This window comes from Arthrobacter glacialis, assembly GCF_002909445.1.
Taxonomy (GTDB): Bacteria; Actinomycetota; Actinomycetes; order Actinomycetales; family Micrococcaceae; genus Specibacter; species Specibacter glacialis.
Genome location: NZ_PPXC01000002.1, coordinates 44864 through 57865, shown reverse-complemented (window position 1 = coordinate 57865; position 13002 = coordinate 44864). Strand labels below are relative to the sequence as shown.

15 protein-coding genes and 1 riboswitch are annotated in these 13002 nt (G+C 63.1%); of the genes, 8 read left to right on the top strand and 7 right to left on the bottom strand.

Features of this window, described 5'->3' with window-relative positions:
- Positions 1-42 precede the first annotated feature (42 nt).
- Positions 43-1374, top strand: a complete 1332-nt coding sequence (locus tag CVS27_RS02560; RefSeq protein ID WP_103464182.1) for a sensor histidine kinase — start codon at positions 43-45, stop codon at positions 1372-1374.
- A complete protein-coding gene (locus CVS27_RS02555; protein WP_103464181.1) occupies positions 1371-2039 on the top strand; it encodes a response regulator in 669 nt (222 codons plus the stop codon). The genes CVS27_RS02560 and CVS27_RS02555 overlap by 4 nt, the downstream gene beginning before the upstream one ends.
- A gap of 1 nt (position 2040) precedes the next feature.
- On the opposite strand, the gene CVS27_RS02550 is transcribed toward CVS27_RS02555, so the two are convergent.
- From CVS27_RS02550 to CVS27_RS20700, 3 genes are all read right to left on the bottom strand, one after another.
- Positions 2041-2493: a hypothetical protein gene (locus tag CVS27_RS02550; protein WP_103464180.1), complete on the bottom strand. Its 453-nt coding sequence runs from the start codon at positions 2491-2493 to the stop codon at positions 2041-2043.
- A gap of 9 nt (positions 2494-2502) precedes the next feature.
- On the bottom strand, positions 2503-3504 hold the full coding sequence (locus CVS27_RS02545; RefSeq protein ID WP_133162857.1) for a DUF8189 domain-containing protein: 1002 nt from the start codon (positions 3502-3504) through the stop codon (positions 2503-2505).
- 174 nt (positions 3505-3678) lie between these two features.
- Positions 3679-3828, bottom strand: coding sequence for a hypothetical protein (locus tag CVS27_RS20700; protein WP_165788238.1), 150 nt, complete (start codon positions 3826-3828; stop codon positions 3679-3681).
- Between the two features lie 148 nt (positions 3829-3976).
- Between CVS27_RS20700 and CVS27_RS02540 the strand changes: the two genes are divergently transcribed.
- Positions 3977-4252 (top strand): hypothetical protein, encoded by a 276-nt coding sequence (locus CVS27_RS02540; RefSeq protein ID WP_103464178.1) that lies wholly within the window; start codon positions 3977-3979, stop codon positions 4250-4252.
- Between the two features lie 147 nt (positions 4253-4399).
- On the opposite strand, the gene CVS27_RS02535 is transcribed toward CVS27_RS02540, so the two are convergent.
- Complete coding sequence (locus CVS27_RS02535) at positions 4400-5290, bottom strand: YhjD/YihY/BrkB family envelope integrity protein (RefSeq protein ID WP_103464177.1); 891 nt, start codon at positions 5288-5290, stop codon at positions 4400-4402.
- Between the two features lie 71 nt (positions 5291-5361).
- The gene (locus CVS27_RS02530) at positions 5362-6069 is read right to left on the bottom strand and encodes a potassium channel family protein (protein WP_165788237.1); all 708 of its coding nucleotides are present in this window, start codon (positions 6067-6069) and stop codon (positions 5362-5364) included.
- A gap of 179 nt (positions 6070-6248) precedes the next feature.
- Here CVS27_RS02530 and CVS27_RS02525 point away from each other — a divergent pair, with 179 nt between their 5' ends.
- From CVS27_RS02525 to CVS27_RS02510, 4 genes are all read left to right on the top strand, one after another.
- Positions 6249-7373 (top strand): AI-2E family transporter, encoded by a 1125-nt coding sequence (locus tag CVS27_RS02525; protein ID WP_103464175.1) that lies wholly within the window; start codon positions 6249-6251, stop codon positions 7371-7373.
- Between the two features lie 145 nt (positions 7374-7518).
- Positions 7519-8019: a LysM peptidoglycan-binding domain-containing protein gene (locus CVS27_RS02520; RefSeq protein ID WP_133159041.1), complete on the top strand. Its 501-nt coding sequence runs from the start codon at positions 7519-7521 to the stop codon at positions 8017-8019.
- A gap of 56 nt (positions 8020-8075) precedes the next feature.
- Positions 8076-9155 carry a M4 family metallopeptidase gene (locus CVS27_RS02515; RefSeq protein WP_243399683.1) on the top strand — a complete coding sequence of 360 codons (1080 nt, stop codon included), beginning with the start codon at positions 8076-8078 and terminating at the stop codon, positions 9153-9155.
- Complete coding sequence (locus CVS27_RS02510) at positions 9152-9475, top strand: protealysin inhibitor emfourin (protein WP_103464172.1); 324 nt, start codon at positions 9152-9154, stop codon at positions 9473-9475. Before CVS27_RS02515 ends, CVS27_RS02510 begins: the two co-directional genes overlap by 4 nt.
- A 116-nt stretch (positions 9476-9591) precedes the next feature.
- Here CVS27_RS02510 and CVS27_RS02505 read toward each other — a convergent pair whose 3' ends face one another.
- Positions 9592-10476 carry a bifunctional methylenetetrahydrofolate dehydrogenase/methenyltetrahydrofolate cyclohydrolase gene (locus CVS27_RS02505; RefSeq protein ID WP_243399684.1) on the bottom strand — a complete coding sequence of 295 codons (885 nt, stop codon included), beginning with the start codon at positions 10474-10476 and terminating at the stop codon, positions 9592-9594.
- Positions 10470-11756: a serine hydroxymethyltransferase gene (gene glyA, locus CVS27_RS02500; RefSeq protein ID WP_103464170.1), complete on the bottom strand. Its 1287-nt coding sequence runs from the start codon at positions 11754-11756 to the stop codon at positions 10470-10472. Before glyA ends, CVS27_RS02505 begins: the two co-directional genes overlap by 7 nt.
- A 178-nt stretch (positions 11757-11934) precedes the next feature.
- Positions 11935-12023: riboswitch (ZMP/ZTP riboswitch) on the bottom strand.
- A 49-nt stretch (positions 12024-12072) separates the two neighbouring features.
- Here glyA and purU point away from each other — a divergent pair.
- Positions 12073-12933 (top strand): formyltetrahydrofolate deformylase, encoded by an 861-nt coding sequence (gene purU / locus CVS27_RS02495; protein ID WP_103464414.1) that lies wholly within the window; start codon positions 12073-12075, stop codon positions 12931-12933.
- Positions 12934-13002 lie beyond the last annotated feature (69 nt).

Genomic DNA, 13002 nt, shown 5'->3' with positions numbered 1-13002 from the left:
CGCCGCTTGCCTGCTGGCAGCCTCGCAACGGAAGATGGGCAGATGGAAGAATCCGCAGCCGTTGCCGCACCAGGGCCGCCACTGGCGCGCCTGCGCAAGGGCTACCGGGGACTTGATGTTCGTGCCTTGGCGAACATCAAAGTTGAAGACATGGCATTGGCTGGCGGATATTTTGCCCTGTTTTGGCTCCTGGCGGCCACTAATATTTCTGCCACCGGGGGTATCCGTGTGGCGGCGTTCGCCTCGGCATGGCTGGGCATCGCCGTGCTTGGCTGCGCAGGGGTCCTCTTCCGCCGCACTGCTCCGAGCGCCATGGCGTGGATGTGTTCGCTGGCCGTGGTCGGTTTCGTCTTGGCGGGGCATGCGGGTGCCTTTGTGCTTGCCTTTGAGCTGTTCTTCTCCTTAGTGCTGTTCGCCTCCGCCAAGGCTTCCCGGCTGGCTGCCCGCAGCGCCTGGGTTTTGGCGGCGCTTCTGGTGCTGGCCACCTTTGCCCTGACTCTCAGTGTTGCCGGAACACTCACGGCAGCCGTTGTTGCTGTTGTCACCTTGCTGACGCCGGTGGAATGGGCGGGGAACTTGCGCAAGGCGAACCTACTCACCGAGAGTGAATCTGCCCGGGCCGACGCTGTCCACGAGGCCGCCGAGCAGAGACTTCTGGCCGAGCGCAATGCCCACGATCTGGCGTTGGAGCAGGAACGGGCGCACATGGCACGCGAACTCCACGACGTGATCTCCGCCCGGCTGTCGGCCATCGCCTTGCAGTCCGGCGCCGCCCTGCAGTCCGGCGCCGCCGTGCAGGACCCCCACGAGTCCCTCCTGCGCCACATCCGGGCGGAAAGTGTTGCCGGGCTAGAGGAGCTCAACAACATGATCAGGCTCCTGCACGCGGGCGAGCTGACGGAAACGATGGGCAAGCTCAGCGATCTGCCGAACTTGGTGGCGCACTACCAACGAGCTGGCACCAGCCTACTGTTTTCAAATACTGTGCCCGACGCCGGCCATCACCTGCCGCTGCCCCTGCAGACTGTCATCTACCGTGTGGCCGCCGAGGCCTTGGTCAACGCCACCAAGCACGCACCCGGCCAGGGGATGGACATTTCCCTCACGCAAAGTCCAGCCCACACTATTCTCTTGCGCGTCACCAATCCCCTTCCTGACGGGTCCGGGGGCAGCACGGTTCCGCGCAACGGCACCGGAACGGGCCTAGCCAGCATGCATTTTCGGGCTGCCCACGCCGGCGGAACGCTCACGGCAGGCCCCAGCGACGGGCAGTGGATAGTCTTGCTCACGCTGCCAACTCCCCATTGCACTGAAGCCAACTCAGTAACGGCAGCCGCCCCCGCGGCCACGTCTTCCCAAGGGGCCATCTCATGACACGGCCCAACGACGCTGAACCACGGCGCATCTCAGTCTTACTGGCAGACGATCACGCCGCCATTAGGCTGGGCATGCGCATGGTGGTTGACACCGCAGCCGACATGGAAGTCGTCGGCGAAGCCGGTGACGGTGCCCTCGCGGTGAGCATGGCCCGCGCCCTGCGCCCCGACGTGGTCCTGATGGACCTGCGCATGCCCGGCCTGGACGGCATTGGCGCAACCCGGGCCATCTGCGCCGAAGGCCTGGCCAAGGTGTTGGTACTCACCACCTTCGATCATGATTCGTACCTGTTTGGCGCCTTGGAGGCCGGGGCTGCGGGATTCCTGCTCAAGAGCGCCGAACCGGTCGCCATCACCGAGGCGGTACGGCGGGTGCATGGCGGGGACCAGGTTGTGGCTCCGGAGGTGACTGCCCGCATTGTGGCAGCCGCCCTGTCCCCCGGCAGCGGGCCGACCCCTGCACAGGGGCAACGCCCCGAACTCCAGGTCTTGACGGACCGGGAGCTGGAGGTGTTTGAGTGCCTGGGCGAGGGCCTCAGCAACTACTCGATTGGCCGGCAACTGGGCATTTCTGAAACCACTGTCAAAACCCATGTCTCGCGGGTGCTGGGCAAGCTTGGCTTGGCCTCACGCGTGCAGGCTGCCTTGTTTCGGCACGGCTAGGTCATTGCAGCCGTTCCATGGCCTGCACAGCATAGTCCCGCAGGCCTTGGCTTGAACCGTTGACGCTGACCTCTTGGACTTTCACCATCAGATCCGGTGACAGCCCGGCCGACACCGACTTCAGGGCGAGTTTCTGGACGCCTGCGTCGCTATCCAACAAGAGCGTTCCCAGCACGCGGCTGGCAGGCTCGGCGGCCAGCATGGAGGCCGCATGGGCTGCCGCCACCCGAACACGCACATCACCGCTCGCCGCCGCGGCTGTGACCACTCGCTCGGACAGCTCACCTTCCACGACAGCGGCCAAATACGCAGCCTTGGCCGCCAATCCCGGATCCTGGCCCTGAACCAGGGTCATCAGGAAAGGCAGCGCATCGGGCCCCAGTTGGGAGGCTGCTGCATAGTCAACCTCGTCGGGATCCAGGGCTCGCAGGACGTCTTCCATGGTTAGGTTCATGACACACTCCTAGATGTTCACTGTCAGGGCGCTGGCGTCCAACGTCACGCGTTCGGCGTCGATCAAATCCGGTGGCGGGTTGGTGATGTTCCACGTGCCACCGTCCATCATGAGCCTGTCCCAGGGCGTGACGTGTCGCAGGCCCAGCACATGACCCACCTCATGCCCAAGGGTCCAGCTGCTGGCGGTCGAGGCCACGGCACAGCTGGGGCGGCCGGCGGGAAATGCTGCACACCCGTTGGAGGGCGGATTGGTGGTGCGAACAAAATACACGGCCACATGGTTGGCACCCACATTGTCCCGGTTGCCGTACAGCACATTCTGCTCGGCGGTGGTGACACCCATGTCGCAGACGCCAACGTCCAGGTCAGTCAGCAGCGGCAGGTTCAGGTTCTGGGTCGAACCGACCACAACGTTGATTCCCCGGCTGGTATAGACGTCCCGCATGGACTGGACCATTTGGTCCACCGTGAAGCTTGTGGGCGGCGTGAGAATCTTCAGGTGCAGCACCACCGTGGGAACAAGCGTCCACGCCTTGGACCACACGTTCCCGTCCGTGCCGCGGACGAACACGTGCTCGTGGTTCCCGCCCATGGTGTCTGCCGCCGGCTCCGAAGCCAGCACCGCGCCGTCGTTGTGGCGTTCCCAGGCATGCCACTGTCCGCCCCAATACGCTTTCTGCCACAAGGCACCGTCAGCGCCGCGAACGTAAATGTTGCACACGGAATCATCCCGCGACACAATCGCCGGCCCCGCAATGAAACCTCCGGCCGGGGCGCCAAGGTTGAACCAGCCACTCCACCCGGCAGTGCTGGTCCAGAACTTTTGCCACACATTCCCGTCCGTGCCGCGGGTGAAAACATGCTCGTGGTTCTCACCCATCGAGCCCGCAGCAGGCTCCGAGGCCAGCACCGCGCCGTCGTTGTGGCGGCCCCAGGCATGCCACTGCCCGCCCCAATACGCTTTCTGCCACAAAGCACCGTCAGTGCCGCGAACATAAATGTTGCACACGGAATCATCCCGCGACACAATCGCAGGCCCCGCAACGAACCCACCCGCCGGGGCACCATGATTAAACCAGCCACTCCACGTCATTTGACCCTCCCGAAAATCCTCAGCGCCTGTCCGCAAAAGCTCCGGCGCAATCCCACGCCTTCGCTATTGCGGTCAGGGCCAGTGTGTGACTTACCGCGTTACTGGCGCGTTACCGGCGGGAAAGTCGCCGCGGCCAGCAACGTTGGCCAAGCGCGAAATGGGGCGGCCGTGGCCCTCGCCGTCCAGTGGGGGTAGCATGGCTGAGATGATGACTCGGGCTGCTGCATCGTTTCTGGCCACTGGCGCCCTCCTGGCGGCACTGCTCACTGCGGGATGCAGTACGGCCGCACCGCCCGCTGGACCGACAGCCGGACCTACCGCTGGAACGACAGCTGGAACGACAGCTGTTTGTTCGGCGGTCGACTCGCTCAGGACGTCCGTCTCGGCTGTGACGACCGTGGACCTCTCCCAGGGCGCTCTGACGGAGCTGCAGAACAACCTCACCCAGGTGAAGTCCGACGTAGCCAAGCTCAAGGTCGACGCCAAGGACGAGTTCGCCACCCAGATCGACGCCGTCGAGCAGGCTTCTGCCTCGGTCAGTTCAAGTATCGACACGGCCAAGACCTCGCCGTCGGTGCAGGCAATCGCCGATGTCGGCACAGGTGTCCGGGCGTTGCGTACCTCCCTGACGGCGCTGAATGATGCCGTGAAGGGCACCTGCTAAGCACCTGGCTCACCGTTGCTCTTGGTGCCGGTCTGGCGTTCACCAACGTGGAGGGTGCGGAATCACCGTATCCGTCCGAAGCTCCTCGCACAACGATCAGAGAGCCCTTCACGCCAGTCCCGCAACATGATGGCGGTGCTGCCGAGCTCAGCCGTCGTCGCTGTGCGGCTGCACGCTGAGCGGATGGTCGCTGTGCGGATTCACGCTGCTCAAGACACCGTACTCCACCGTAAGTACGTGCCCGGCGGTCACAGCGATGACGACCACGCACATAATGACAAAGAGCCATCCGACGTAGGCGATGGTGATGCCGAGAGCACCGAATTGCTCTGCCGATGATGTCAGGGCGATCGGCAGGTAGATCCGGCCCACTTCGCCGACTATCGCAAGTCCGATGCCGCAGAGAACCGCACCAGGCAACAATGACCGGAATGAGACGGTCCGGTTTAGGACGATCCATCCGGCGAGAAGCCACACACCGGTCCACAGCACGAACACAACCAAACCCCGGACTGCGACAAAGCCACCGTCTGTCTGGATGGCTGACCGGGTGAACCGGAGTACGACTAGTCCCAGAAGGATGGTCGCGATCACCGCGAACGGTCGCCACGCGGCACGGAACCCACTCTTTCCTTTCGACCAAACCCGGGAGTAGAACCGTTCGAGTGCTCGCGAGAATGCGGTGGCCGAGACGATCAGGAGCAGGATGCCGAACCATCCAAGTGCACTGAAAACATCCGACGCGGCCGGGACGACTTTCTCCAGGACGCTGGCTGCGGAGCCGTTGAGCCCCAAGTAGTTGGACAGGCCCGCTCCGATCGGTTTCGCGTCTCCCTCGCGGAGGGCTGCGACGACGATCACGAGCGGGAGTATCGAAGTGAATGCTTGTGCAGCGAGCGTCATCGCTCGGTCGAACACTTCGATCTCGACGAGCGCGTTCGCGATGCGCAGGACGAAGCGGCCGATTGCCGTCGCACCAAGCCACGTGCCTATCCTGGACCGGGCGGTGTCCGAGTTCTCCTGCTGTTCCATTGTCATGGGAGGTTCTCCTTTTGCTCGCGTCGGGTCAGCATGGCGTGGACGGTGCGTCGGACATTGTCTTCCTCGCCTCAGGTCTCAGCGGACGACGTGGTTGGCGGATCGACTTGCGAGGCTAGGTGCTGCTGGCGAGCACGGCCGATCCGCTCGTTCAATAGGGAGACGATGGTGGCGCTTGCCGTGCCAATGATCGCCACACCGCCGGTCATCAGGACCACCCCCAGCGTCCTGCCGATCACGGTGACCGGACTGAAGTCGCCGTAGCCCACGGTCGTGACCGTGACACACGCCCACCAAATCGCGTCGCCGAAACTGACGATCGTCGCGTCGGGTGTATTGCGTTCAACGGCGAGTACACCGAGCGCGATCACATACACGAACAAAATCGTGTAGGCCAGGGCTGCGACTACCATCCGCGAACGGATCGAGTCACCATTCGCATTGCTAAACCACGGGATCCGGGACAGGTACTTCAGCAGTGTGAACGGCCGCACCCACGGGATGAACGCGGATGCCGTATCGGCAGGGTGAGTGCGGATGAACTCGGACCGCTGACCCCGCGGTGTGAGGGATACCCGCACGAGAAGATCGATGATGTACGCCGCCCACACAATACTGAGCGCCGCGATCACAACGACCCGCCACATCACGGCCATCTGGGGCACGAGGATGAGCACGGAATAGGCCAGTAGGAAGAATGCCGAACCGAACAACAACGGATTCCGGGTCCGGCCCTCCCACCGCTGCCGTCGGGATGCGTCCTCGTCGTTGGATGTCACCACAGCACCTCCATCTCGAGCATCCTCGCCCAGATCTACGCGTACCCGCAATACAACACCCATTATGCGCCGAACATTAGCCAGGCGCCTCACCCGATTCCTACTATTCCTACAGCAGGACGCATCGGTCGCAAGGGTGGGCACTGGTTTCCCAGCAGGCTCGGGAGTAAGTTGACGCCATGAGCACACTCCAGCAAAAGGCCCGGCGCCGCACACTCCAGCGGAAGGCCCGGCACCGCGAACACCGCGAAACGGGTACCAGCGCATTCGCGAACCACCCATTCCGTTGGGCGTTCACCGCAACGCTCGGCGTGCTGGCAGCCTTGGTGATGGCCGCCGCGATCGCCGGCATCGGGACGGTCGTGTTCTCTGTGTTCGCCGCCGCGTTCATCACGCTCGGCCTGGACCCGCTGGTGCGTTGGTTTCAACGTCGTGGCCTGAAACGCGGTGTCGCGATACTCACCGTCAATTTACTCTTCATCCTGGTCATCGTCGGCCTGCTCTGGCTGGTCCTGCCGCTCGTCATCAACCAGGCTGTCGCTTTTGTGCGAGGACTGCCGGCGATGCTCGCGGACCTGCACGCCCAGGAGTGGTTCCAGGAGGCGTCTTCGGGCAGTGGCGGACTGCTGGCGAACATTTACTCCGCCGTCGTCGATTTCCTCACCAACCCGGCCACCTGGACCGGGATCGGCGGGGGTCTCCTTCAGTTTGGCGTCGCCGTGGTCGGCGCAACGTCGACGGCGATGTTCGTCTTTATCCTGACGATCTACTTCACCGGCACACTGGATTCCTCCAAAGCAGCGATCTATTCGCTGGTCTCGGCGTCGCACCGCGAACGTATCGTCGAACTGGCTGAACGGATCATGCAGAACATTGGCCGGTATCTCAGCGGCATGGTCGTACTGGCGTTCCTCAATGCGTCCTTTAGCCTGATCGTGCTGACGCTGGTCGGCAACAAGTTCGCGCTTGTCATCTCGGTCGCCGCGTTCTTCATCACCCTCATCCCGCTCATCGGCACGGTGCTGACAACGGCGTTCATGTCGATCCTTACCCTGTTCGTGTCGCCGACTGCTGCGCTGATCGTGCTGATTGCCATGCTCATCTACATGCAGCTCGAAGCCTACATTTTCACCCCGAAGGTGATGAGCAAAGCAGTGCAAGTTCCCGGGTCCATCGTGCTCATCGCCGCGCTCGCCGGCGGGACCCTTGCCGGCCTGCCCGGAGCGCTTGTCGCCATCCCCGCAGCCGCCGGAATCCTCCTGATCCTCAAAGAGGTGACCATCCCCGCCAAGGCGCGCAGCTGACATCTCTCGGGGCAAATGCCTAAGCACGTGGTACCGCACGTCAAGATGTGCACGCAATGATTCGTGTGTGGGGTGCTTGGAAGGAGACCTTGCCCCGGGCCACGATCAGGCGCATCATGGTGGAAACGGCTCTGAGGAGGACACCATGGTTGCTCCACGTTTGATTGAGATTCGCCAGCCGCGCCACAATGACGTGATTGGCAAGGCGTTTGTGATTGCCGGCTTCGGCACCGGTTTTGAGGCAGTGGTTCTGTGGAAAGTTCTGGACAATGCCGGGCACACCCTGGGCAGCGGCAATATCCACGGGGCCGGCTCCATGGGCGTCATCCACGACTTCGGCAATGTGGTGACGCTGGGAAACACCCCTGCCCGGGGCGCCCACGTAACACTGCAAGTGTTTGGTGATGACCCCTCCGGCATCCACCCGCCCGGCCCCGATCTGAACCTTGTCCGCGTCACCTTGTTCACGGCACTGGCGGGCTTCAAACTCTATGAGGTCAAGAGCGGGGATAATCTCACCAAGATCGCCGCGCAACAAGGGCAAAACACCACGGCAACCGACATCTTTGACGCCAACAGGGACACTATCGTCAATCCCAACCTGATCTTCCCCGGGCAGATTTTCCGCGTCCCGCTGCTCAGTTGAGCAGCGTCTTGGTCAGCACTGAAATTTCCACCACCACAGGAAGACGAGGCAAGGACATGTCTAGAGTTCATGGGCGAGCCCATTGCAGCATTGCCCCGCCGGATATGCTGGGCCGCTTGGCCGTCGACGGCACCCCCAAACAACGCGAGGCAGCTGTCCGAGCCCTGGCCACCTCCGCCGCCATCCGCTCCCAACGAGCCGTGATGGGCCGGCTCAATCGCCAACTCAACCTGAATATCGGGCAAATGGTGGGCTTCGCCGTCACACCGCAACGGCGCCTGACCATCTACGACAACAAGACCAATGGCCGGACTTTCCTGCCAGGAGTGCGGGCCCGCGACTGGGGCCAGCCGCCGGTGGAAGATGCTGCGGTCAACCAGGCCTACGACGGCAGTAGCGCTACCTACGAATTCTACCGGGACGTGTACAAGCGCAACTCCCTTGACGGGGTCGGGCTGGAGCTGGTTTCATCCGTGCACTACGGTGTTGGGTTCGACAACGCTTTCTGGGACGGCTCCCAAATGGTTTACGGCGACGGCAGTGGGCGAATCTTCCAGATTGGCGGGCTGACCCGGTCGCTGGATGTCATAGCCCATGAACTGACCCACGGCATCACCGAACTGACTGCAGGCCTGGTCTACAGCAAACAGTCCGGGGCCTTGAATGAATCTTTCTCCGACGTGTTTGGTTCCCTCGTCAAGCAATACAGCCTGAAGCAGTCTGCCGCCGAGGCAGATTGGATGATCGGGGAAGGAATCCTGGTTCCAGCCTTGGGGGCAGCCCTGCGCTCCATGATGAATCCCGGCACCGCCTACTCCGGCGACCGGCAGCCCGGCCACATGGACGACTACGTGGATCTGCCGGACAACAATGACCCCCGCAACGACAACGGCGGGGTGCACATCAACTCGGGCATCCCCAACCATGCCTTCGCCCTGGCGGCCACGGCCTTGGGCGGCAAATCATGGGAGAAGGCCGGAAAGATTTGGTACAAAGTATTGACCACCCGGCTGCGCCCCAACTCGCAATTCGACGAGGCCGCCCAGGCCACCGTGGACGTTGCCGGGTCCCTGTTTAGTTCCACGGAGCAGGACATCGTCCACAACGCATGGAAAGAGGTCGGTGTCCGTACATGAAGCTGACGATTCGCAGGGGCGGCGGGCTGGCCGGCATGGTGACCCAGACCGAACTTGACGCCCAAACGTTGCCGAAACCCGCTGCGCAGGACTTTGCCGGGGCGGTGGCCCGCGCCCATCTGGCGTCCCAGCCTGCGGTGCAGCCAACAGCGCCGCCTGCCCGCAACTGGCCCGATGCCCTGCTCTATGACATCTCCTTGGAGGAGACCGGCCCACCGGTCAGCGTCCGCTACACCGATGAAACCCTGCCCGAAAACGTGCGCAAACTGGTGGCGTGGGTGGATGGGCGCCCCGAACGGGTCGAATCGATCGAACCCTAGGAACGTGGCGGGCCCAGTCAGCCGCCGCGCCTGTCCCCGCTTTTCGCGCCCGTCCGGACGGGCGCGAAAAGCGGGGACGGGCGCGCTGGCCCACCCACGTTTCGGGGACGCAAGCGCTAGGCGCGCTCTGCCGCCTCAACCACGTTGGCCAGCAGCATGGCCCGGGTCATGGGTCCAACGCCGCCCGGGTTCGGGGAGATCCAGCTGGCAACCTCTGCCGCTGCGGGCTCCACGTCACCGGTGACAACAGCTTTGCCGTTGCCGTCATCCACGCGGCTCACGCCAACATCCAGGACAATGACACCGGGCTTGAGATCCGCGGCCTTAATCATGTGCGGCACGCCTGCGGCAGCCACAACGACGTCGGCCTGGCGCAGTTCAGCGGCCAGATCCTTGGTCCCGGTGTGGGCAAGAACCACTGTGGCATTGATGTCGCGGCGCGTCAGCAGCAGGCCCATGGGCCGGCCAATGGTCACACCACGGCCCACCACCACAACGCGCTTGCCAGCCAAAGTGATGCCGTGGCGTTCCAGCAACACGATGCAGCCCTTGGGGGTGCACGGCAGCGGGGACGTCATGGGCCGGTTCACATTGGCCACCAGGCGGCCCAAGTTCATCGGATGCAGGCCGTCAGCGTCCTTGTCCGGGTCAATGGCTTCAAGCACCACGTCCTGGTCAATGTGCGCAGGCAGGGGCAGCTGCACAATGTAACCGGTGCAGGCAGGGTCCTCATTGAGCTGGCGGACGGCTGCCAGGACTTCATCCTGGGTGGCCGTCTCGGGCAGATCGATGCGGATGGAGTTGATGCCTACTTCGGCACAATCCTTGTGCTTACCGCCCACGTACCACTGGGAGCCCGGATCCGAGCCAACCAAAATGGTGCCCAGGCCCGGGGTGACGCCGCGGGCCGCGAGGGCGGCCACACGTTCGGTCAACTCGGCTTTGATGGCCGCGGCTGTGGCCTTGCCATCAAGGATTTGAGCAGTCATGCGATTTACCATTCTTCCTGGCCGGGGTAGAGCGGGAAGTTCGCGGCAAGTGCCTTCACGCGGGCGCTGAGGGCGTCAACATCTGCGCCACCCTTCAGTGCTGCTGCGATGATTTCGGCAACTTCGGTGAACTCCGGTGCACCGAAGCCACGCGTGGCCAGGGCCGGGGTGCCGATGCGCAGGCCGGAGGTGATCATCGGCGGGCGGGGGTCGAACGGGACGGCGTTGCGGTTCACGGTGATGCCAACGCTGTGCAGGAGGTCTTCAGCCTGCTGGCCGTCCAGCACGGAGTTGCGCAGGTCAACCAGAACCAGGTGAACATCCGTGCCACCGGTGAGCACAGACACGCCGGCTGCGGCAACGTCGGGAGCGTTCAAACGCTCGGCAATGATCTTGGCGCCTTCGAGCACACGGGCCTGGCGTTCCTTGAACTCTTCACCGGCGGCAATCTTGAAAGCAACTGCCTTGGCGGCGATGACGTGCATGAGCGGTCCGCCCTGCTGTCCCGGGAAGACGGCGGAGTTGAGCTTCTTGGCCCACTCCTTCTTGGCCAGGATCACGCCGGAGCGCGGGCCTGAGAGGGTCTTGTGCACCGTGGAGGTGACCACGTCGGAGTAGGGCACCGGGCTCGGGTGCAGGCCTGCTGCAACCAAACCAGCAAAGTGGGCCATGTCCGTCCAGAGCAGGGCGCCAACCTCATCGGCGATGGAGCGGAAAGCTGCAAAGTCCAGCTGACGCGGGTAAGCGGACCAGCCGGCGATGATGACCTGGGGCTTCTCGGCGATGGCCTGCTCGCGCAGCTTGTCCATGTCGATGCGGAAGGTGTCGGGCTCAACTTCGTAGGCGGCAACCTCATACAGCTTGCCGGAGAAGTTCAGCTTCATGCCGTGGGTCAGGTGTCCACCATGGGCCAAGGACAGGCCCATGATCTTATCGCCGGGCTTGATCATGGCGGCAAGGGCGGCGGCGTTGGCCTGGGCACCGGAGTGCGGCTGAACGTTGGCGTATTCGGCACCGAAGAGGTCCTTGACGCGTTCGATAGCCAGGTTTTCAGCCACGTCCACGTACTCGCAGCCACCGTAGTAACGGCGGCCCGGGTAGCCTTCGGCGTACTTGTTGGTCAGTACTGAGCCCTGGGCTTCAAGTACTGCGCGGGGGGCGAAGTTTTCGGATGCAATCATTTCCAGCGTGTCGCGCTGGCGGCCAAGCTCGTCCTTGAGGACGGCTGCAATTTCCGGGTCCAGCTCGGAGAGCGGGGCGTTGGTCACGGACTGGGTGGGGCTAAAAGACACTACAGACTCCTGAGTAGGCAGCACGAAAAAACTCTTCTAGGAAAGATTATCGCTAATGCGTTGGTGGCCGTATTTGAACTTAATCTTGGCAGGTAACTTTGCCGTGCGCCCTGAGGCTTAGCGAAAAAGCGTGCACCAAGATTACTGACGGCCAACCACGCGCATTGGCTTTACTTGACCTCGCGTCCCAGGCGTACGATCTTAAGGTCTTCTCTTCGTGCTGCTCCCCGGTGGTGTCCCACCTCATCGCCAGTCGCAACACCCCAATTGTAGTACAGGGGCACATTTGGGCGGTAACGTTGAACGGGTGACTGAATTGAACTCTCCCCATTCCCCCGCCGGATATGTCCTGACACTTTCCTGCGCGGACCAGCCAGGCATTGTCCACGCCGTCTCCGGATCCCTGCTGGAAGCCGGTTGCAACATCACCGATTCCCACCAGTACGGCAATCCGGACACCGGCTCGTTCTTCATGCGCGTTGCCGTGGAAACCACCACCTCCTTCAGCCGCCTGCGTGAGCACCTGGAATCGGTTGCAGAAACCTTCAGCCTGAACTGGCAGCTGCACCGCGCCGGCGCACCCGTGCGCACCTTGATCCTGGCATCCAAGGCGGCGCACTGCATCAACGACCTGCTGTTCCTGCAGCGTTCAGGCACCCTGCCCATCGAGATTCCGGCCATTGTCTCCAACCACAGGGACCTTGAGCCGTTGGCCCAGTTCTACGGCATCCCGTTCTACTACATCCCCGTTACGCCCGATACGAAGGCCGACGCCGAAGCAGCCCTGCTGGAACTCATTGCCGAGCACAACGTGGAGCTGGTGGTCCTGGCCCGCTACATGCAGGTCCTCTCCGATGACCTCTGCCAACACCTGGCCGGTAAGGCCATCAACATCCACCATTCCTTCCTGCCCTCCTTCAAGGGCGCGAAGCCGTACCACCAGGCCCACGCCCGCGGCGTGAAGATCATTGGCGCCACGGCCCACTACGTCACGGCCGTCCTGGATGAGGGTCCCATCATTGAGCAGGAAGTGATCCGCGTGGATCACGGCCACTCGGTGGAGAATTTTGTCTCCGTGGGCCGCGCCGTTGAAGCTCGCACCCTGGCCCAGGCGGTGCAGTGGCACGCCGAGCACCGGGTACTGCTAGATGGCCACAGGACAGTCGTCTTCGACTAGCCCCGTTCTGCGGTGCTCGGGTGCGGGGAAACGAACACCCTCACCCGGCACCGGAAGATTGTTGAACAA